The following is a 19,720-nucleotide window of genomic DNA, read 5'->3' as shown; positions in this document are numbered from 1 at the left end:
ACGAGCGCCCGCTCGCAACGGGTAGGATGGGAGGCACAACTGAAGACAGGCCCCATGACCTGTGCGGGAGAGCCTCGGTGTATTCGGCCGAGCACCGAAGGAGCAAGCCTCCCCGCCAATCTCTCAGGTAACGCGTACCGCGCCGGTCAGGCCGCTCTGAAAAGTGATGCTCACGCATCCGCCGACGGTGAAAGCTTCCTGCGCTCTGCAGGCGGTGAAACTCTCAGGCCTATGACAGAGGGGGAGTTCTCGGATACCGTGCATTCCGTACGGCATCCTTCCGATCCATCCGGGAGAACTCCATGGCTGAGGCCCGCTTCACCCCTCTTCGCGAGCGACACGAGTCGCTCGGCGCATCCTTCACCGATTTCGGTGGCTGGCAGATGCCAGTGCGCTACACCTCCGACCTTGCCGAGCACCACGCGGTGCGCCAGGCAGCCGGTCTCTTCGACATCTCGCATATGGCCGAGTTCACCGTCGATGGCGCGGATGCTGCGGCATATCTGGACTTCGCGCTCGCCGGGCGCCTGTCGACCATGGTCATCGGTAAGGCGAAGTACTCGCTGTTGCTCGCCGAGACCGGCGGCATCATCGATGACGTGATCGTCTATCGGCTCGGTGACGACAGCTTCCTGATCATCTCCAACGCCGGAAACCGGGATGCCGTCGCCGCAGCGCTCGCCGAGCGGGCCAACGACTTCGACGCGGCTGTTGCGGATGTCTCCGACGACTATGCACTGCTGGCAGTGCAAGGGCCGGCCGCTGAGGCGATCGTCGCTGCGACCGAAGGCATCACCGAGGTCAGCATCCCGTGGGCAGAGCAGAAGTACTACGCCTGGGCCTCCGCGCGCTACAACGGTCAGCCGGTGCTCATCGCGCGCACGGGTTACACCGGTGAAGACGGCTTCGAGCTGCTCGTGCGCAGCGCAGACGCCGCCGCGGTCTGGGATGCCGTACTCACCGCCGGAGCGCCCCACGGCCTCGTTCCTGCCGGACTTGCCGCCCGCGACACTCTTCGCCTCGAGGCAGGTATGCCGCTGTACGGGCACGAGCTCTCGCGTAAAATCAAACCGGCCCAGGCAGGTCTCGGCCGCGTCGTGGCATCCGACAAGGAATCGTTCGTCGGTAAGTCGGAGGCAGCGCCCGCCGAGGGTGCGCGAGTGCTTGTCGGCCTCGCAGCCGAGGGCAAACGTGCCGGCCGCGCCGGTTATGACGTTGTCGCCGAAGACGGCACGGTCCTCGGTGAGATCACCAGCGGTGCGCTCAGCCCCACTCTTGGCCACCCGATCGCGATGGCCTATATCGATCCCACTTTTACTGAAGCGGGATCCACCGTGTTCCTTGATGTGCGGGGGACGAAGATCCCCGCAACTGTGACCGCCCTGCCTTTCTACCGGAGGAAGAAATGACTGATCTCAACACGCTGAAGTACACCGAGGAGCACGAGTGGCTCTCCATCTCTGATGGTGTCGCCACCATCGGCATCACCGACTACGCCGCAGACAAGCTCGGCGATGTCGTGTTCGTCGAGCTCCCCGCGGTCGGCACCGAGCTCACCGCCGGCGCGATCGTCGGTGAGATTGAGTCGACAAAATCTGTCGGCGAGCTCTACGCACCAATGGTCGGGACCGTCACAGAGATCAACGACGCTGTCGTCGATGACCCATCGCTCGTGAACGCGGAGCCCTTCGAGGGTGGCTGGCTCATCAAGATCTCGATCGCCGATGGCGCCGCTGACGCGCTGCTCGATCGTGATGCATACGTCGCCCTGACCGAGGGTTGATTTCGCAGTGACCACTTTCGCCGATCGCCATATCGGAACGACCGCCGAGACCCAGCGCACCATGCTGGAAGCTCTCGGTGTCGATACCTCCGATGCCTCCTCCTCTCTCGAGACGCTGATGCGCAGCGCCGTGCCTGCATCGATCTACACCTCTGCCTCAGGGACGTCGGTGATCCCGCCGGCTGCCACGGAGGCCGAAGCGCTCGCCGAGTTGCGTGGCTTCGCCTCCCGTAATCGCGTGAACCGCTCGATGATCGGCCTTGGCTACTACGGCACGCTCACCCCGAGCGTGATCCAGCGCAACGTCCTGGAGAACCCGTCTTGGTACACGGCCTACACGCCGTACCAGCCGGAGATCTCGCAGGGGCGTTTGGAAGCGCTGATCAACTTCCAGACGATGGTCGCCGACCTCACCGGGCTGTCGACGGCGAACGCGTCGATGCTCGACGAATCGACGGCTGTCGCCGAGGGGATGCTGCTGGCGCGGCGTGCCTCGAAGGTGAAGTCCCACGTGTTTGTGGTCGACGCGGATGCCTTCCCGCAGACCAAGGCGCTGCTCGAGACCCGCGCTGCAGCACTCGGCATCGAACTGGTCGAGCGTGATCTTTCCGGCGGTGAAGCGCTGCCGGAGGAGCTATTCGGCGTGTTCGTGCAGTACCCCGCGGCATCCGGTCTCGTCTGGGATCCATCCGCGGTGATCGATGCGGCGCATGTCGCTGGCGGCCTTGCGGTCGTGGCTGCCGACCTGCTCGCCCTCACCCTCATCACCTCGCCGGGAACCCTCGGTGCGGATGTCGCCGTCGGCACCACGCAGCGCTTCGGCGTGCCGATGAGCTTCGGTGGCCCGCACGCCGGCTATATGGCCGTGCGCGCGGGGCTCGAGCGTCAGCTCCCCGGGCGCCTCGTCGGCGTCTCGGTGGATGCCGATGGCAAGCCCGCGTATCGCCTCTCGCTGCAGACGCGCGAGCAGCACATTCGGCGTGAGAAGGCGACGAGCAACATCTGCACCGCGCAGGTGCTGCTGGCCGTCATGGCGGCGATGTACGCCGTTTATCACGGGCCCGATGGGCTGCGAGCGATCGCCGCAGAGACGGCATCGAAGGCGGTGCTGCTACGCGACTGGCTCGCCGAGGCCGGTGCGGACATCATCCATGAGTCGTTCTTCGACACCCTGCAGGTGCGTGTTCCCGGTACGGCGGCCGAGCTCGTTGCACGTGCGCACGAGGAGTTCGGCATTCTGCTGCGGCAGGTTGATGCAGACACCATCGGCATCTCGGTCGACGAGACAACCGACTACACCGATCTGCACCGCACCGCGCTGCTGTTCGGCGGCAAGGAACAGCGTGTGTTCGGCACGTTCAGTGCCGGATCTGCGGGCGCATTGCCCGAGGCTCTCCACCGCACCGACGAATATCTCACGCATCCCGTCTTCCATGCTCATCGCAGCGAGACAGCGATGATGCGGTATCTGAAAAGCCTCGCCGACCGCGACTATGCGCTTGATCGCGGCATGATCCCGCTGGGTTCATGCACGATGAAGCTCAATGCCGCCACCGAAATGGCGGCGATCACGTGGCCGGAGTTCGCCGGCATCCACCCGTTCGCTCCGGCATCCGACGTCGAGGGCTACCTCGAGATGATCGATCAGCTCGAGGGCTGGCTCGCCGAGGTCACTGGTTACGACGCGGTGTCGCTGCAGCCGAACGCCGGCTCGCAGGGGGAGCTTGCCGGGCTCCTCGCGATCCGCGGCTACCACCTGGCCAACGGCGAAGAGCACCGCACGGTATGCCTGATCCCTTCGTCCGCGCACGGCACGAACGCGGCATCCGCTGTGCTTGCCGGTATGAAGGTCGTCGTCGTTGCCTGCGATGAGCTCGGCAACGTCGACCTGGATGATCTGCGCGCGAAGATCGCCGCCAACGCTGAGTCGATCGCCGCGCTCATGATCACCTACCCGTCCACGCACGGTGTGTACGAGCAGGACGTCGTCGAGATCACGTCTGCCGTGCACGACGCTGGTGGACAGGTGTACGTCGACGGCGCGAACCTCAACGCACTGCTCGGCTACGCACGATTCGGTGACCTCGGGGGCGACGTCTCGCACCTGAACCTGCACAAGACGTTCGCGATCCCGCACGGTGGTGGTGGCCCCGGCATCGGTCCAGTGGCAGCGAAGGCGCATCTCGCGCCGCACCTGCCATCGCATCCGCTCGCACAGCGCACGACGCACGCAGGCGGATACGAGTTCGCGGGCGGTCCGGTTTCCGCTGCGCCCTATGGCTCGGCCGGGATTCTGCCGATCTCATGGTCGTATGTGCGGATGATGGGCGCTGCGGGTCTGCGCGATGCGACAGCTGCTGCCGTGTTGTCGGCGAACTACATCGCCGCGCGTCTGGGCGAGCACTACCCGGTGCTGTACGCGGGTGAGAGTGGTCGCGTCGCGCACGAGTGCATCCTGGATCTTCGTCCGCTCAAGGAAGCCACCGGAGTCACCGTGGACGATGTGGCCAAGCGCCTCATCGACTACGGCTTCCACGCGCCGACGATGTCATTCCCGGTTCCTGGCACGCTGATGGTCGAGCCCACGGAGTCGGAGGACCTCGGGGAGATCGATCGCTTCATCGAGGCGATGATCCTGATCAAGGCCGAGGCGGATGCCGTGGCGGCGGGCCGCTGGCCCGCGGATGACAACCCGCTTGTGCATGCGCCGCACACCGCGGTGTCGCTGATCGCGGGGGAGTGGAACCACGCGTACACGCGGGAGGATGCCGCATACCCGCTGCCCACGCTGGTGGCAGGCAAGTACTGGCCTCCGGTGCGCCGCATCGACCAGGCGTACGGCGACCGCAATCTGGTGTGCTCCTGCCCTCCGGTGGAGGCGTTTGCCTAGCCCTGGCTCGAGACCGCAAAACCACGCCGACACGCACCCGAAAAGGGTGCGTCTCGGCGTGGTTTTGTCGTTTCGTGGAGCCTACGCCCCTACGACATTTAATTTCTGTCCGATCGTTCAGTAACGATTGATTAACAGACCTATCGTTCAGTTGCTCCCGGGGTTAGCCTCGGAACAACGGGGCGGGTTCGATGCAGAACACGCCTGTAACTGTCCACAGGAGGACTCGCAATGAAGCGAAACAAGATCACCCTCGCAGGCGCGGGGCTACTCGCGGCGAGCGTTACGGCGCTGGCTGGCTGCGCAAGCGGCGGCGGCGGGGACACCGATACCGGCGACACCGCCGACGGCGACACCGCAGCCATCATCTCGGTCAACGGCTCCGAGCCGCAGAACCCGCTTATTCCGACCAATACGAATGAGACCGGTGGCGGCAAGATCCTCGACGCCATGTTCGCGGGGCTCATCGGCTACGCGGCCGACGGCTCGGTGTTCAATGACGTCGCCGAGGAGATCACGACCGACGACCCACAGCACCTCACCGTCAAGATCCGCGAAGGGCTTACCTTCACTGATGGCGAAGAGGTCACCGCCGACAACTTCATTAATGCATGGAACCAGGGCGCGCTTGCGTCGAACGAACACCTCTCCAGCTACTTCTTCGAGGACATCGAAGGCTTCAGCTACGACGAGGACTCTGAGCTGACCGGCCTGGAGCAGGTCGACGACTACACCTTCACCATCGCGTTGAACAAGCCAGCTTCCGACTTCGCGCAGCGCCTGGGCTACTCGGCTTACTACCCGCTACCCGATGTTGCCTTCGAAGACCTCGATGCGTTCGGCGAGAATCCGATCGGCAACGGTCCCTACATGCCCGACGGTGAAGGCGCGTGGCAGCATGACGTCGGGATCGATCTCGTCGTGAACCCCGACTACGACGGCCCGCGCACCCCGGCCAACGGCGGCTTGAACATCGTGTTCTACGCCACGCAGGATGCCGCGTACGCTGACCTCCTCGCAGGTGAGCTTGACGTCCTCGACGCCATCCCGGACTCCGCATTCGAGACGTTCGAATCTGACCTCGGCGATCGCGCGGTGAACCAGCCGGCAGCGATCTTCCAGTCCTTCACGATCCCCGATCGCCTTGAGCACTTCGGCGGCGAAGAGGGTAACCTGCGTCGTCAGGCGCTGTCCATGGCGATCAACCGCGCAGAGATCACTGACGTGATCTTCCAGGGCACACGCACGCCGGCCAGCGACTTCACCTCGCCGGTCATCGACGGCTGGTCCGATTCACTCGCAGGCGCCGAGGTGCTGGAATTCAACTCTGAGAGGGCCGCAGAACTGTGGGCCGAGGCTGACGCAATCAGCCCGTGGACCGGGGAATTCCAGATCGCGTACAACGCCGATGGCGGTCACCAGGCCTGGGTCGATGCGACCGTCAACTCGATCAAGAACACGCTCGGCATCGAAGCGTCGGGTGCTCCGTACCCGACCTTCGCCGAAGCGCGTGCGCTGATCACCGACCGCACGATTCAGACCGCGTTCCGCACCGGCTGGCAGGCTGACTACCCGGGTCTGTACAACTTCCTCGGGCCGCTTTACGCGACTAACGCTGGCTCCAACGATGGCGACTATTCCAGTGAGGAGTTCGACACGCTGCTGGCCGAGGGTATTTCGGCAACGGATGCCGACGAGGCGAACGCCCTCTTCCAGCAGGCGCAGGAAGTGCTGCTGCAGGATCTCCCGGCGTTGCCGCTGTGGTACTCCAACGTCGTCGGCGGCTACTCCGAAACGGTGGAGAACGTCGAGTTCGGCTGGAACTCGGTGCCGCTGTACGAGCAGATAACCAAGATCGGCTGACACCGACAAACGACGAGGCGGTGGTGCACCACCATCGCCTCGTCGCTTTGTGCCCGTACTCGAAGGGAGGTTGAGGGTGGCTCTTTATATCCTCAAACGGATCCTGCAGGCGATTCCGGTGTTCCTCGGCGCCACCCTGCTGATCTATTTCATGGTCTTTGCGATGCCCGGCGATCCCATTGCCGCGCTGTTCGGAGACCGCCAGCCCAATCCGGCTCTTCTTGAGCGGCTGCGCGCGCAGTATCACCTCGATCAGCCGTTCATCGTGCAGTACTTCTTTTACATCGGCGGGATCTTCCGTCTCGACTTCGGCGTGAGCTTCTCCGGCCAGCCGGTGATCGAGACTCTCGTCCGCACATTCCCTGTGACGCTGCGGCTCGCTGTGATGGCGATCGGCATCGCGTTCATTCTGGCCATCGTGATCGGCCTGTTCTCCGCTCTGGGTAAGGGCGGCATCTTCGACAACTCGATGCTTGTCCTCGCGCTCATCTTCATCGCCGTGCCGATCTTCGTCCTCGCGTTCCTTGCGCAGTATTTTCTCGCGGTGCAACTCGGCTGGTTCAGACCCACGGTGGGCGCACGCAACGACTGGGGTGACCTGTGGCTGCCGGCGCTCGTACTGGGATTCAGCGTCTACGCCACGAGCATGCGGCTCACGCGCGCCTCGACGATCGAGACGCTCAGTCAGGATTGGGTGCGTACCGCGTACAGCAAGGGTCTCTCAAAAAGTCGCGTCATCCCGGTGCACGTGTTGCGCAACTCGCTCATCCCGATGGTCACCGATTTGGGCACGGTCTTCGGGATCCTGATGGTGGGCGCGACCGTCACGGAGGGCATCTTCAATGTGCCCGGCGTCGGCAACACCCTGTATCAGGCGATCATTCGCGGTGAGAACCCCACGGTGGTGTCCTTCGTCACAGTGTTCGTCGTCGTGTATGTGTTCATCAACATCGTCGTGGATCTTCTCTACGGCCTGCTCGACCCGAGGATTCGCTATGTCTCGACCTGACGCGCACGTGGAGCACTATGTCGCTCCCGTGGATACAACCTCCATCCCGGTGGACGTCGTTCGAATCGACGCCAAACGCAGCAATCTCTGGCTCGATGCCTGGCGCGATCTGCGGCGTCGGCCGATATTCTGGATCTCCGCCGCGTTCGTCCTGCTCGTGCTCCTTGTCTCTGTCTGGCCGTCGCTGTTCACCAACGTGGCGCCCAACAACGGCTGCACACTTGCGAGCAGCAACGGAGAGCCGGAATCCGGGCATCCGCTGGGCTTCACTCGGCAAGGATGCGATGTCTACTCGCGGATCATCTGGGGTACGCGCACGTCGCTCATCGTGGGCGTGCTCGCAACCCTCATCAGTACGATCATCGGCATGGTGATGGGCGCATACGCGGGATTCTATGGGGGCTGGCTCGACTCGCTGCTCTCTCGCGTCGGCGACATTTTCTTCACCATCCCTTACATCATCGCGGCCATCGTCGTGATGTCGGTGGTGCCGGTGCGCAATGAACTCGTGCTCGCGTTCGCCATCGGCGGCTTCGCCTGGGCGTCCACGGCGAGGATCATGCGCGCGGAAGTGCTCAGGGTGAAACAGGCTGACTTCGTCATGGGAGCAGAAGCCGTTGGCCTCTCTCGCTTCCGGACTCTGCTCTCGCATGTGCTGCCGAACGCGATGGCGCCGGTCATCGTCGTCGCCACTCTCAGCCTGGGTGGCGCGATCGTCGCGGAGTCCGTGCTGTCGTTCCTGGGGGTCGGCCTCGGCGGCAGCATTATGTCGTGGGGCAATGACATCAGCCAGGCGCAGACCAGCATCCGAACCGCGCCGATGGCACTGTTCTGGCCGTCTCTCGCGTTGACTCTGACGGTGCTGGCATTCATCACTCTCGGCGAGCTTCTCCGCGATGCCGTTGACCCGAAGGAGAGGGCTCGGCGATGAGCACACCACTTCTGAGCATCCGCGACCTCAGGGTCGCGTTCCGCAGTGGCAAACAGTTCACCGAGGTGCTGCACGGCGTGAGCTTTGACATCCTCGAGGGGGAAACGCTTGCGATCGTCGGTGAATCCGGGTCCGGCAAGTCCACCACGGCGGCCGCAATCATCGACCTGCTACCCGGAACGGGCGAGGTGACCGGCGGAAGCATCATGCTCGAGAACACCGACCTCACCCGCACCCACCGTCGTGAGATGGAGAAGATCCGCGGAAGCGAGATCGGCTACGTCCCGCAGGACCCGATGTCGAATCTCAACCCCGTCTGGTCGATCGGGTTCCAGGTCAAGGAGGCCGTCCGCGCGAACGGGCTGGCGCAGGGACGCAGGGAAGTCCACGACCGCGCGATCGAGGTGCTCGTCCAAGCTGGCCTCAGCGACGCCGCGCGGCGCATGCATCAGTTCCCGCATCAGTTCTCCGGCGGCATGCGTCAACGCGCTTTGATTGGCATCGGTCTGGCGGCCGATCCGAAGCTGCTGATCGCCGACGAACCCACCAGCGCGCTCGACGTCACCGTGCAGCGTGTGATTCTGGACCATCTCGCCTCGCTCACCAGCGAACGGGGCACCTCGCTGCTGCTCATCACCCACGATCTCGGTCTCGCAGCCGAGCGTGCCGATCGGATCCTCGTGATGAACCAGGGTGAGATCGTCGAGGCAGGTCTCAGCGCCGAAATTCTCACCAATCCGCAGCATCCGTACACACAGCGACTGGTCGCGGCGGCTCCGAGCCTGGCGTCTCAGCGCATCGGTATTACAGCGCATAAAAAGTCGGCACCGGTGGAAACGGCGCCCGCTGTGGTCGAGATACGCGACCTCGTCAAGGACTACTCGATCCGCACCGGAGGACTCCGTCACGAACATTTTCGTGCGGTCGACAACGTCTCATTCTCCATACCTCGGGGCAAGACGCTCGCGCTGGTGGGGGAGTCCGGATCGGGAAAGTCCACTGTGGCGAAGATGCTGCTGCAGCTGGAGAAACCGACCGATGGCGAGATCCTCATCGACGGGCAGGCGACCAGCACGATGTCTCGTGCAGACATCTTCCGGTTGCGACGACGGATGCAGCCGGTGTTCCAGGACCCGTACGGCTCCCTCGACCCGCTGAGAAGCATCGGCAACCTCATCTCCGAACCCCTGCACGTGCACGGGATCGGCAGCAAGGAGGAACAACACCAGCGTTCTCTCGATCTGCTGGAGCAGGTCGCCCTGCCGCGGGAGCTCGCCTGGCGTTACCCGAATGAGCTCTCCGGTGGTCAGCGCCAGCGAGTGGCGATTGCGCGTGCTCTCGCGTTGAAGCCCGACATCGTCGTGCTCGATGAGGCGGTCTCCGCCCTGGATGTCCTGGTGCAAGATCAGATCTTGCACCTGCTCGCTGATCTTCAGCGTGATCTGGGACTGACCTACCTGTTTATTACACACGACCTCGCGGTCGTCCGCGTTGCCGCGGATTTCGTGTGCGTGATGGAGCAGGGCCAGATCGTCGAGCAGGGCACAGTGGACGATATTTTCAGCAACCCTCGCGAGGAGTACACGCGGCGGCTGCTGGATGCCATCCCCGGGGCATCGCTGCCACTGGGCGGCGTCGGGTGATGGCGGAGGCAGAACCGAAACGAGTATTTCCAGTCACAGGTGGAGTCATCGTCCTCGTCGTCTGCGCGCTCCTCACGCTCGCACTGGTGACTGACGCCGCTATCCGGTCGGGGATAGGCAACGCGCTGCTGTTGGCACCCTGGCCGCTGCTTGCGCTGTGGGGCGTGTACGTGGTCGCCGTCGCATCCGACGTCCGCGCGGATCTCACCGGCGTGAGAGTGCAGAACTTCTTGCGGCGTACGTGGGCGCCATGGTCGCGAGTGAAGCGCGTAGCGATGCGCTGGCAGCTTGAGATCACGTTCGACGACGGTGCGGTTCTGCGCTGTTTTGGCGGCCCGGCGCGCTCTCGCTCGCGCAGAATCGGCCCGGGACGAACCCGCGAGGACTCCGCGGAGCAATCCCACGATGGCATTGCGGCACTGCATCGCCTGCGCGCGGACAGCGAGGTGCGCTCAGATGCCGAACTGACACGCAGCTGGGATATGCCAGCGCTCGCAGCTCTCGTGGTTCTCGCTGTCTGGGCGATCCTGGCTGTCCTCGTCACTCTCTGACAGCGACTAGCCCGGCAGCCCGAACAGCGCGGGGAATGTCGCCGCTGCCCATGGATACCCGATGAACACTGTCGCGTCGATCAGGAAGTGCGCGACCAGGAACGGCAAGAGTCTGCCGGTGCGCGCGAACAGCCAGCCGAACAGCAGCCCCATCGCGAGGTTTCCGATGAACGCGCCCGGACCCTGGTACAGGTGGTAGCTCGCCCGAAGCACCGAGGTGGCGATGATGATCGGCCAGATGCCCCAGCCGAGTTGCTTGAGTCGCGCGAACAGATAGCCGAGCACGACGAACTCCTCCATGATCGACGCGCGAGCGGCAGAGAGCAGCAGAATCGGCACGGTCCACCAGTGCATGTCAAGCCCAGCGGGATCCACCGCGACGAAGAGTCCGAGCATCCGCCCCACAACGTAGAGCGCGATACCGGGGATACCGATGGCCAGCACCAGCAGAACTCCTCGGCCCGTGTCGCGTCCGATCCGCGTGCCGTCCAGCCCGAGGCGGCCGAGATGCGGGCGCGATGCCTGCCAGAGCAAGAAGCACACCAGCAGCACCGGCACGATCGAGAAGCTGATCGACAGAATCTGGTAGATCAGATCGAAGATCTCGCGATCACTGCGTGAGGGATTCAGCGTCGCTGTCTGATCGGCCAGCGGTGTGGAATCGGTCAGGCGATACGCCAGCTGCACGATCGAGTAGATCGCTGATTCGCCGAGCCCCAACGCCAGGACGATGGCGATCTCCCACCAAATGCGCGCACGCGACGGAGGCGGAGTGAAATCGCGTTTCGACATGTGCACAGCACGATGTTACGGGAGTCGTCTATCTCTGTTCAGAGAGCAGTCAGCCAGTGTGCGATATCCTTTTATGTCGGCATCCCGGCGCATCCCCTCCCTTTTAGGAAAATTTGCATGGCGCACGCCCTTCGCTCTGACCTCCGCAATGTTGCTATCGTCGCGCACGTCGACCACGGAAAGACCACCCTCGTCGACGCGATGCTTCGTCAGACGGGCTCCTTCGGTGAGCACGCTCACGTCGATGAACGCGCCATGGACTCGAACGATCTCGAGCGCGAAAAAGGCATCACGATCCTCGCCAAGAACACGGCCATCACCTACACGGGTGTGCATGCAGGCGGCAAGGAGATCACGATCAACGTGATCGACACTCCCGGCCACGCCGACTTCGGTGGCGAGGTCGAGCGCGGCCTGTCCATGGTCGATGGTGTTGTGCTCCTTGTCGACTCGTCTGAGGGCCCGCTGCCGCAGACTCGCTTCGTGCTGCGCAAGGCGCTGGAGGCCAAGCTTCCCGTTATCCTGCTGGTCAACAAGACCGATCGCCCCGACGCGCGCATCGCCGAGGTCGAAGAAGAGGCCCACGATCTGCTGCTCGGCCTCGCCTCCGACATGGTCGATGACGTGCCCGACCTCGACGTCGACGCACTGCTCGACGTTCCGGTCGTGTATGCCTCCGGTCGTGCAGGTGCCGCATCGCTGAACCGCCCCGACAACGGCTCGCTGCCGGACAATGAAGACCTCGAGCCGCTCTTCGGCGCGATCCTCGAGCACATTCCTGCTCCGGCGTACGACGACGAGGCGCCTCTCCAGGCCTGGGTCACCAACCTCGACTCCAGCCCGTTCCTCGGTCGCCTGGCGCTCCTGCGCGTCTTCAACGGCACGCTGAAGAAGGGCCAGACCGTCGCATGGGTACGTGCAGACGGCACCCACCAGAACGCTCGCATCACCGAGCTGCTGAAGACCCGCGCTCTGGAGCGTTACCCGGCCGACTCTGCCGGCCCCGGCGACATCGTCGCCATCGCCGGCTTCGAGGACATCACCATCGGTGAGACCATCGCCGACCCGGACAATGTGCACCCGCTGCCGCAGATCCACGTCGACGATCCTGCGATCTCGATGACGATCGGCACCAACACCTCGCCGCTGATGGGCAAGGTCAAGGGTCACAAGCTCACCGCCCGCATGGTGAAGGACCGCCTCGACCGCGAGCTGATCGGTAACGTTTCGCTCAAGGTTGTCGACATTGGGCGTCCGGATGCCTGGGAGGTTCAGGGCCGCGGCGAGCTGGCTCTGTCCATCCTCGTTGAGAACATGCGCCGCGAAGGCTTCGAGCTCACCGTCGGCAAGCCGCAGGTGGTCACCAAGCAGGTCGACGGTAAGGTTCACGAGCCCTTCGAGCACCTCACCATCGATGCCCCTGAGGAATACCTCGGCGCGATCACCCAGCTGCTCGCGGGCCGCAAGGGCCTCATGGACAACATGGTCAACCACGGCACCGGCTGGGTGCGTATGGAATTCATCGTTCCCTCGCGCGGCCTGATCGGCTTCCGCACCGAGTTCATGACGACAACCCGTGGCACCGGAATCGCCAACGCGATCTCACACGGCTATGCCGCATGGGCAGGTCACATCAGCACGCGTCAGAACGGCTCGATCGTTGCCGACCGCTCGGGTGTTGTCACACCGTTCGCGATGATCGCTCTCCAGGAGCGGATGTCGTTCTTCGTCCAGCCGACGCAGGAGGTCTACGAGGGCATGGTCATCGGCGAGAACTCGCGCGCCGACGACATGGACGTGAACATCACGAAGGAGAAGAAGCTCACGAACATGCGTGCCGCGAGCTCCGACACCTTCGAGTCGATGACTCCGCCGCGCCAGCTCACCCTTGAGGAGAGCCTTGAGTTCGCCCGCGACGACGAATGTGTCGAGGTCACCCCTCAGGTCGTGCGTATCCGCAAGGTCAACCTCGACGCGTCGATTCGCGCTCGCGAGACGTCGCGCCTGAAGCGTCAGGATGCTAACGCGTAAGCAGCAGCTCGTCACGAGGGCCTCGTCCACCGGATCATCCGGCAGGGCGGGGCCCTCTTTCGGCTACGTTGTGAGCAGGAGCCCGTCGCGTGAGGAGCAGCAGATGATTCCGACTGACCTTGCCGACGTCGCGCAGGAGATTTCCACCGGTGCGCTTCCGAACTGGCACCGCGTGGAGGAACTGGTCGTTGCCGCGCACAGCCGGTTCGTCGGCATTGAGGCCGGAGTGGTCGCCGACTACATTCCGGTTCTCGGGGCAGTGGACCCGACTCTGTTCGGAGTCTCGGTGATCGATGCGCTCGGCGGAACGCACGATGCGGGCGACGCGCTGCACCCGTTCTCGATCCAGTCGATATCGAAGATGTTCGTGTGCGCACTCGCGCTCCAGGAACATGGTCATGAACGCGTACGCGACGTCGTCGGCGTGAACAACACCGGGATGCCGTTCAACTCAGTGATGGCGCTTGAACTCAACGGTGGGCATCCGATGAACCCGATGGTCAACGCCGGTGCGATCGTCACGACTTCCCTGATCTCCGGCGATACGGCCGAGGATAAATGGGAACGCATCCACGCTGGTCTGTCAGCTTTCGCGGGTCGACAGCTGGAGCTGGAGGAAGAGGTCTACCGATCCGAATCGGAGACCAACGAACGTAATCAAGGTCTTGGGCATCTGCTCAGTAGCTACGGACGGCTTGAGGGAAACTCCGAGGAGATCGTCGACATCTACACGCGTCAATGCTCGCTGAACGTCACCACACACGACCTCGCCATGATGGGGGCGACACTCGCGGACGGAGGTGTCAACCCTGTCACCGGAGAGCGGGTCGTCTCCGCCGAGGTTTGTCGTGACACTCTCGCTATCGTGGCGACGTCAGGGCTGTACGAGCGGTCAGGGAACTGGCTCTTCGAAATCGGCATCCCCGCGAAATCAGGGGTCTCGGGCGGCATCATCGCCGTCGCGCCGGGAAAGGGCGCCGCAGGGGCCTTCTCGCCCCGGCTGGACGGTGCAGGAAACTCCGTTCGTGCCCAGATGGCGGTCGGTTACCTCTCCAGGGCCCTGGGGATGAACTTGTTCGCTTCGGCGCCGCTCACGGGTCCCGTGCCATAAGTGTTAGTCGAAGTCGTCGGTCAGCGCAGTTCGGAGATGAGCACGGCGCTCGTTGCGGGGACCATCGCCTCGAACAGGTGGGGCGTATCGCCGGGGTAGGAGATGTAGTCCCCCGGATTCAGCAGCACAGGGTCGCCGGCGGGGCCGATCTGTGCCTGCCCTGACAACAGGATGACGTGCTCGGTCGTGCCGGCGTGGTGCGGCTCCGATCGTCGCGGCTCTCCAGGCTCGGCGCGGATCAGGTACAGGTCTCGCCGCGCTCCTGGTGGGCTCGCAGAGAGCAAGGATGCGCTGTAGGCCGCCGCGGCGGAGGGGACGCCCGCGAGATCATCGGCTCGGATCAACGTCGGGGCGTTCGCCTGCTGGTCGACGAGCACCGCGAAGGGAACACCAAGGGCCACGCCGAGTGCCCAGAGCGTCTCGACGCTCGGATTACCTGAACCGCCTTCGAGCTGTGACACGGTGGCCTTCGAGACGCCAGCTTGACGCGCCAGCTCTGACACCGACATTCCGAGCGCTTCACGTTCCCGCCGTAATGTGCGGGCGATGCGTGTTCCGAGATCCTCCATGCGTTCATCATGTCAAACGATCGTTCACTTGACTACGAGGTGTCCACTGTTCAGAATGATATGCATGTGTTCATCGAATCGAACGGCATGCGGCGGAGGCATCCGACGTGTCTGACCGGCGCGAAGTCTGGCGCGAGGGGATTGGCGTCGTCGTCGCCACGAGCGCCTATGGCATCTCGTTCGGCGCGCTTGCTGTCGCCTCCGGCCTCGATGTCTGGCAGACCTGCGTGCTGAGCCTCGTGATGTTCACCGGGGGATCGCAGTTCGCCTTCATCGGAGTGTTCAGCGCTGGAGGCCTGGCCGCATTGCCTTCTGCGGTCGCCTCGGCCGCGCTGTTGGGAGTGCGCAACATGGCGTACGGCATGCGGATGTCACCGATCATCGGCAGCGGCTTCTGGCGGAGGGTGGCCGCCGCTCAGATCACGATCGATGAGTCAACCGCGGTGGCGATATCGCAGAGTTCACCGCCGTTGCGCAGGCTCGGGTTCTGGATCACCGGTATCGGCGTGTTCGTCGGCTGGAACATCACGACGCTCGTCGGCGCGTTGATCGGTGATGTACTGGGGGATCCGAAGACCTGGGGGCTGGATGCCGCGGCGGCCGCAGCCTTCCTCGCCCTGCTCTGGCCGCGATTGAAGCAGCGACAGGCGATCGCGGTGGGAGTTGCCGCCGCCGTAGTGGCCGCAGCGTTGACGCCCTTCATCATGCCGGGGCTGCCGGTGCTCGTCGCGGCCATCGTGGCGATCGCTGTCGGCTGGTTCAACTGGTTCGCCGCGCCCCGGCTCGAGAAGACGCAGGGTGTCGCATGAGCGTATGGAGCGCGGTTTTGCTGGCTGCGTGCATCTGCGTTGCTCTGAAGGCCTTCGGATACCTGATTCCGGCACACCTGCTGGAAGCGCCGCGTCCGGCGCGCATCTCTGATCTGCTGACCGTTGCGCTGCTCGCCGCTCTGGTTGCGGTTCAGACGCTGGGTGCGGGTCAGGCTGTGGTGGTGGATGCCCGGATTCCGGCGGTGCTGGTTGCGGCAGGGCTGCTGTATCTTCGCCAGTCGTTCCTCGTGGTGGTCGTGGCGGCAGCAGCCGCGGCAGCACTGCTGCGACTGGTCGGGTGGGCCGTGTGATCCCCACCGTCGACCCGCGAAACTTCACGTGTGTCATGAAAATCCGTGATTTCGGAGACAGAGGCGAAGTCTCGCGGGGGGAACTGGGCAAGTAAGATCGCAGGGTGCCCAACTGGATCTCGCGTGCTCTGTCCTGGATCGCAGCCGCCCTCGTCGGCGCCGTCTACGGCACGGCCGGAACCATCGCGCACAGCCTCATGTGGGGCATCATCCCGGTCGGACTGATCGTCGGCGGCATCGCGTGCGGTGCGCTTCTCGTCGCGGTGCGCGCGTTGACTCGTGATCGGGGTGCGGCAGTGGCCACAGCGATCGGGATGCTGGTGATGCTGATGGTCATCTCCGGCACTGGCCCCGGCGGCTCAGTGGTCGTGCCGAACACACCCGCAGGGCAGATCTGGATCTATCTCGTCGCTGGCATCGCCCTGCTGGTGGTCGCCTGGCCGAATCTGAAGCGGCAGCCTGTCCGCGCGGAGGCGCCGCCCGTCGGTAACGAGCCGTAGACTGGGGGAGTGACGTATGTGATCGCTCTTCCGTGCGTCGATGTCAAGGACCGCGCCTGCATCGACGAGTGCCCCGTTGACTGCATTTACGAGGGCGAGCGCTCGCTCTACATTCACCCAGATGAATGCGTGGACTGTGGCGCGTGCGAGCCGGTGTGCCCGGTCGAAGCGATCTACTACGAGGACGACCTGCCTGAGGAATGGGCGGACTACTACAAGGCGAACGTCGAGTTCTTCGAAGAGGTCGGCTCGCCAGGTGGCGCAGCCAAGGTCGGCGTGATCAAGTACGACCACCCGATCATCGCCGCTCTCCCTCCACAGGGAGAGTAGGCACGATGGGTGTCCGCGACCTCGCCGATTATCCGTGGGATGCCGTCGCTCCGTACCGTGAGCGCGCATCGCAGCATCCGCAGGGCCTGGTTGATCTGTCGATCGGGTCTCCGGTCGATCCCACGCCCGAGATCATCCGCACGGCGCTTGCCGATGCGACGGATGCGCACGCGTATCCGCAGAACATTGGCACGCCAGCGCTGCGCGAGGCCATCGTTGACTGGTACGCGCGTCGCCGCGGAGTTCCCGGTCTGACCGTCGACAACGTGCTGCCGACGGTGGGCTCGAAGGAGCTCGTTGCGCTGCTGCCGACCCTGCTGGGCCTCGGCGAAGGCGACATCGTGGTGTTCCCGCGCGTCGCCTACCCGACCTACGAGGTCGGTGCACGCGTCGCCGGAGCAACTCCGGTCGCTGAGGACGACCCGGCCGCGTGGCCGGAGGGCACCAAGCTCATCTGGATCAACACCCCTGGTAACCCGGACGGGCGCACCTGGACCGTCGACGAGCTCGCCACGGCCGTGCGCCGTTCCCGCGAACTCGGCGCCGTCCTCGCCAGCGATGAGTGCTACGCCGAGCTCGGCTGGGACGGGCCGTGGGCGAACGAGCCGATTCCGTCTGTACTCGACCCGCGTGTGACCGGCGGATCGCGCGCGGGCCTGCTCAGCGTCTACTCGCTCAGCAAGCAGTCGAACCTGGCCGGGTACCGTGCCGCGTTCGTGGCAGGATGCTCGCGCGTGATCGCTGACATTCTTACCGCTCGCAAGCATCTGGGGCTCATGATGCCCGCTCCCGTGCAACAGGCGATGGTCGTCGCTCTGGGCGACGACACGCATGTCGCGGCCCAGAAAGAGCTCTATCGCGCCAGACGCGATCTGCTGCGACCGGCACTGGAGGCCGCTGGATTCCACATCGACGGCTCGGAGGCGGGTCTGTACCTCTGGTCGACAGAGGGCAAGGACGCCTGGGAATCGATGGGCCGACTCGCCGATCTCGGCATCCTTGCCGGGCCTGGGCCGTTCTATGGCGCGGATGCCGGGCAGCATGTGCGACTATCGCTGACGGCTCCGCTGGAGCGTGTCGCAGAGGCGGCTCGACGTCTGCGCGGGGGCTCGCTGTAGGTTCTCACGAGGTATTCTCGTGATCTCTTGGCGGTTGTCACAGTAGGCGAATCTGACGACTAGGCTGTAAAGGCGATTCGGTCGTAACCCGACCAGGCGCTCAGCGCCGTGCATCGCCCTCGACGAAACTGACCAACAGGTCGCGTGATACGTACAAGGAGGACCGCGTGAGTGTAGCGGGAGATCAGCAGGCGAAGGCCACCCTCACCATCGGTGGAACCACGGCGCAATTCCCAGTACTGCGTGGTTCCGCAGGTGCTGACAGCATTGACTTCTCGACCCTGACGAAGCAGACCGGCTACACGGGCCTGGACTACGGCTTCGTCAACACGGCATCCACCAAATCGGACATCACCTTCATTGATGGTGATCAAGGCATCCTCCGCTACCGGGGCTATCCGATCGATCAGATCGCCGGGCACAGCAACTACCTCGAGGTCGCCTGGCTGCTCATCTACGGAGAGCTGCCCACGCCCTCAGAGCTTTCCGACTTCGATGAGCGCATTCGGCGTCACACCCTGCTTCACGAAGACCTCAAGCACTTCTTCTCGGCGCTGCCGCACACGGCACACCCGATGTCGGTGCTTTCCTCGGCAGTCTCGGCCCTGTCGACGTACTACGAGGGACAGACCGATCCGAACAACCCAGAGCACGTCGAGCTCAACACGATACGGATGCTCGCAAAGCTCCCCGTCATCGCCGCATACGCCCACAAGAAGAGCATCGGCCAGGCGTTCCTGTACCCGGACAACTCGCTGAGCTTCGTCGATAACTTCCTCAAGCTCAACTTCGGCGTGAACTCCGAGCCCTACGAGATCAACCCGGTGATGTCGAAGGCGCTCGAGCTGCTGCTGATCCTCCACGAGGACCACGAGCAGAACGCATCGACCTCCACGGTTCGTCTGGTGGGTTCCACCGGAGCCAACCAGTTCGCCTCCATCTCGGCCGGTATTCAGGCGCTCTCGGGCCCGCTGCACGGCGGCGCCAACGAGGCCGTCCTTACGATGCTTGGCGAGATCCGCGACTCCGGACAGGGCGTGCAGCGCTTCGTCGAGCGGGTCAAGAACAAGGAAGCCGGCGTCAAGCTCATGGGCTTCGGACACCGGGTCTACAAGAATTACGACCCGCGCGCCAAGCTCGTCAAAGAAGCCGCAGACGAGGTTCTGCGTGAACTCGGCGTCACGGACCCGCTGCTCGACCTCGCCAAAGAGTTGGAGGAGATCGCGCTCGCTGACGACTACTTCAAGGAGCGCCGGCTGTACCCGAACGTCGACTTCTACACCGGCGTGATCTACAAGGCGATGGGATTCCCGACGCGAATGTTCACGGTGCTGTTCGCCATCGGGCGTCTGCCCGGCTGGCTTGCCCAGTGGCGTGAGCTGAACCTCGACCCGCAGACCAAGATCGGCCGCCCGCAGCAGCTGTACACCGGGGCACCGGAACGCCAGTTCCCCACCCGCTGAGCACGGCACCACGTGC

The 19,720-nt window shown here is 64.1% G+C and carries 18 protein-coding genes and 2 riboswitches; of the genes, 16 read left to right on the top strand and 2 right to left on the bottom strand.

Annotated features, from left to right (window positions below; translation table 11 throughout):
* Window positions 1-54 precede the first annotated feature (54 nt).
* Window positions 55-150, top strand: a riboswitch (glycine riboswitch).
* Window positions 151-248: riboswitch (glycine riboswitch) on the top strand.
* Window positions 249-302: 54 nt separating this feature from the next.
* The 8 genes from gcvT to ACSU04_RS05130 all read left to right on the top strand — a co-directional run bounded on the left by gcvT (window position 303) and on the right by ACSU04_RS05130 (window position 10,670).
* Window positions 303-1,409, top strand: a complete 1,107-nt coding sequence (gene gcvT / locus ACSU04_RS05165) for a glycine cleavage system aminomethyltransferase GcvT (protein ID WP_439288640.1) — start codon at window positions 303-305, stop codon at window positions 1,407-1,409.
* Window positions 1,406-1,783, top strand: a complete 378-nt coding sequence (gene gcvH / locus ACSU04_RS05160) for a glycine cleavage system protein GcvH (RefSeq protein WP_439288639.1) — start codon at window positions 1,406-1,408, stop codon at window positions 1,781-1,783. The genes gcvT and gcvH overlap by 4 nt, the downstream gene beginning before the upstream one ends.
* A gap of 61 nt (window positions 1,784-1,844) precedes the next feature.
* The gene (gene gcvP, locus ACSU04_RS05155) at window positions 1,845-4,673 is read left to right on the top strand and encodes an aminomethyl-transferring glycine dehydrogenase (RefSeq protein WP_439289428.1); all 2,829 of its coding nucleotides are present in this window, start codon (window positions 1,845-1,847) and stop codon (window positions 4,671-4,673) included.
* A 231-nt stretch (window positions 4,674-4,904) separates the two neighbouring features.
* Window positions 4,905-6,536 carry a peptide ABC transporter substrate-binding protein gene (locus ACSU04_RS05150; protein WP_439288638.1) on the top strand — a complete coding sequence of 544 codons (1,632 nt, stop codon included), beginning with the start codon at window positions 4,905-4,907 and terminating at the stop codon, window positions 6,534-6,536.
* 76 nt (window positions 6,537-6,612) lie between these two features.
* Window positions 6,613-7,545, top strand: a complete 933-nt coding sequence (locus tag ACSU04_RS05145; protein ID WP_439285779.1) for an ABC transporter permease — start codon at window positions 6,613-6,615, stop codon at window positions 7,543-7,545.
* Window positions 7,532-8,476 carry an ABC transporter permease gene (locus tag ACSU04_RS05140; protein ID WP_439285781.1) on the top strand — a complete coding sequence of 315 codons (945 nt, stop codon included), beginning with the start codon at window positions 7,532-7,534 and terminating at the stop codon, window positions 8,474-8,476. Before ACSU04_RS05145 ends, ACSU04_RS05140 begins: the two co-directional genes overlap by 14 nt.
* Window positions 8,473-10,119 (top strand): ABC transporter ATP-binding protein, encoded by a 1,647-nt coding sequence (locus ACSU04_RS05135; RefSeq protein WP_439285782.1) that lies wholly within the window; start codon window positions 8,473-8,475, stop codon window positions 10,117-10,119. Before ACSU04_RS05140 ends, ACSU04_RS05135 begins: the two co-directional genes overlap by 4 nt.
* Window positions 10,120-10,205: 86 nt before the next feature.
* Window positions 10,206-10,670: a PH domain-containing protein gene (locus ACSU04_RS05130; protein ID WP_439288637.1), complete on the top strand. Its 465-nt coding sequence runs from the start codon at window positions 10,206-10,208 to the stop codon at window positions 10,668-10,670.
* 6 nt (window positions 10,671-10,676) lie between these two features.
* Here ACSU04_RS05130 and ACSU04_RS05125 read toward each other — a convergent pair whose 3' ends face one another.
* A complete protein-coding gene (locus ACSU04_RS05125; protein ID WP_439289427.1) occupies window positions 10,677-11,462 on the bottom strand; it encodes a CPBP family intramembrane glutamic endopeptidase in 786 nt (261 codons plus the stop codon).
* 117 nt (window positions 11,463-11,579) lie between these two features.
* Between ACSU04_RS05125 and typA the strand changes: the two genes are divergently transcribed.
* Together typA and glsA are read left to right on the top strand one after the other, a co-directional pair.
* Window positions 11,580-13,493: a translational GTPase TypA gene (typA, locus tag ACSU04_RS05120; protein ID WP_439285786.1), complete on the top strand. Its 1,914-nt coding sequence runs from the start codon at window positions 11,580-11,582 to the stop codon at window positions 13,491-13,493.
* A gap of 103 nt (window positions 13,494-13,596) precedes the next feature.
* Entirely contained in the window at window positions 13,597-14,604 is a 1,008-nt protein-coding gene (gene glsA, locus ACSU04_RS05115) for a glutaminase A (RefSeq protein ID WP_439285787.1), read from the top strand.
* Between the two features lie 20 nt (window positions 14,605-14,624).
* Here glsA and ACSU04_RS05110 read toward each other — a convergent pair whose 3' ends face one another.
* Window positions 14,625-15,173, bottom strand: coding sequence for a helix-turn-helix domain-containing protein (locus ACSU04_RS05110; protein WP_439285789.1), 549 nt, complete (start codon window positions 15,171-15,173; stop codon window positions 14,625-14,627).
* A gap of 107 nt (window positions 15,174-15,280) precedes the next feature.
* On the opposite strand from ACSU04_RS05110, the gene ACSU04_RS05105 reads away from it, so the two are divergent.
* From ACSU04_RS05105 to ACSU04_RS05080, 6 genes are all read left to right on the top strand, one after another.
* On the top strand, window positions 15,281-15,982 hold the full coding sequence (locus tag ACSU04_RS05105; RefSeq protein ID WP_439288636.1) for an AzlC family ABC transporter permease: 702 nt from the start codon (window positions 15,281-15,283) through the stop codon (window positions 15,980-15,982).
* Entirely contained in the window at window positions 15,979-16,293 is a 315-nt protein-coding gene (locus tag ACSU04_RS05100) for an AzlD domain-containing protein (RefSeq protein ID WP_439288635.1), read from the top strand. Before ACSU04_RS05105 ends, ACSU04_RS05100 begins: the two co-directional genes overlap by 4 nt.
* Window positions 16,294-16,397: 104 nt before the next feature.
* Window positions 16,398-16,793: a histidinol dehydrogenase gene (locus tag ACSU04_RS05095; RefSeq protein ID WP_439285795.1), complete on the top strand. Its 396-nt coding sequence runs from the start codon at window positions 16,398-16,400 to the stop codon at window positions 16,791-16,793.
* A gap of 9 nt (window positions 16,794-16,802) precedes the next feature.
* The gene (fdxA, locus tag ACSU04_RS05090; protein ID WP_439285796.1) at window positions 16,803-17,123 is read left to right on the top strand and encodes a ferredoxin; all 321 of its coding nucleotides are present in this window, start codon (window positions 16,803-16,805) and stop codon (window positions 17,121-17,123) included.
* 5 nt (window positions 17,124-17,128) lie between these two features.
* Window positions 17,129-18,241 carry a succinyldiaminopimelate transaminase gene (gene dapC, locus ACSU04_RS05085; RefSeq protein WP_439288634.1) on the top strand — a complete coding sequence of 371 codons (1,113 nt, stop codon included), beginning with the start codon at window positions 17,129-17,131 and terminating at the stop codon, window positions 18,239-18,241.
* A gap of 167 nt (window positions 18,242-18,408) precedes the next feature.
* Window positions 18,409-19,704, top strand: a complete 1,296-nt coding sequence (locus tag ACSU04_RS05080) for a citrate synthase (protein WP_439285799.1) — start codon at window positions 18,409-18,411, stop codon at window positions 19,702-19,704.
* Window positions 19,705-19,720 lie beyond the last annotated feature (16 nt).

This window comes from Microbacterium sp. A84 (assembly GCF_051842815.1).
Classification (GTDB): Bacteria; Actinomycetota; Actinomycetes; order Actinomycetales; family Microbacteriaceae; genus Microbacterium.
Note: the sequence above shows the minus strand (reverse complement) of the source record. Positions and strands in the feature narration are given on the sequence as shown.

Excerpts from the sequence above, each read along its gene's own strand:
- typA (WP_439285786.1), top strand. The coding sequence starts at position 11,580 with ATGGCGCACGCCCTTCGCTCTGACCTCCGCAATGTTGCTATCGTCGCG.
- ACSU04_RS05140 (WP_439285781.1), top strand. The coding sequence starts at position 7,532 with ATGTCTCGACCTGACGCGCACGTGGAGCACTATGTCGCTCCCGTGGAT.
- glsA (WP_439285787.1), top strand. The coding sequence starts at position 13,597 with ATGATTCCGACTGACCTTGCCGACGTCGCGCAGGAGATTTCCACCGGT.
- ACSU04_RS05100 (WP_439288635.1), top strand. The coding sequence starts at position 15,979 with ATGAGCGTATGGAGCGCGGTTTTGCTGGCTGCGTGCATCTGCGTTGCT.
- gcvH (WP_439288639.1), top strand. The coding sequence starts at position 1,406 with ATGACTGATCTCAACACGCTGAAGTACACCGAGGAGCACGAGTGGCTC.
- ACSU04_RS05150 (WP_439288638.1), top strand. The coding sequence starts at position 4,905 with ATGAAGCGAAACAAGATCACCCTCGCAGGCGCGGGGCTACTCGCGGCG.
- dapC (WP_439288634.1), top strand. The coding sequence starts at position 17,129 with ATGGGTGTCCGCGACCTCGCCGATTATCCGTGGGATGCCGTCGCTCCG.
- ACSU04_RS05125 (WP_439289427.1), bottom strand. The coding sequence starts at position 11,462 with ATGTCGAAACGCGATTTCACTCCGCCTCCGTCGCGTGCGCGCATTTGG.
- gcvT (WP_439288640.1), top strand. The coding sequence starts at position 303 with ATGGCTGAGGCCCGCTTCACCCCTCTTCGCGAGCGACACGAGTCGCTC.
- gcvP (WP_439289428.1), top strand. The coding sequence starts at position 1,845 with ATGCTGGAAGCTCTCGGTGTCGATACCTCCGATGCCTCCTCCTCTCTC.
- ACSU04_RS05110 (WP_439285789.1), bottom strand. The coding sequence starts at position 15,173 with ATGGAGGATCTCGGAACACGCATCGCCCGCACATTACGGCGGGAACGT.
- ACSU04_RS05135 (WP_439285782.1), top strand. The coding sequence starts at position 8,473 with ATGAGCACACCACTTCTGAGCATCCGCGACCTCAGGGTCGCGTTCCGC.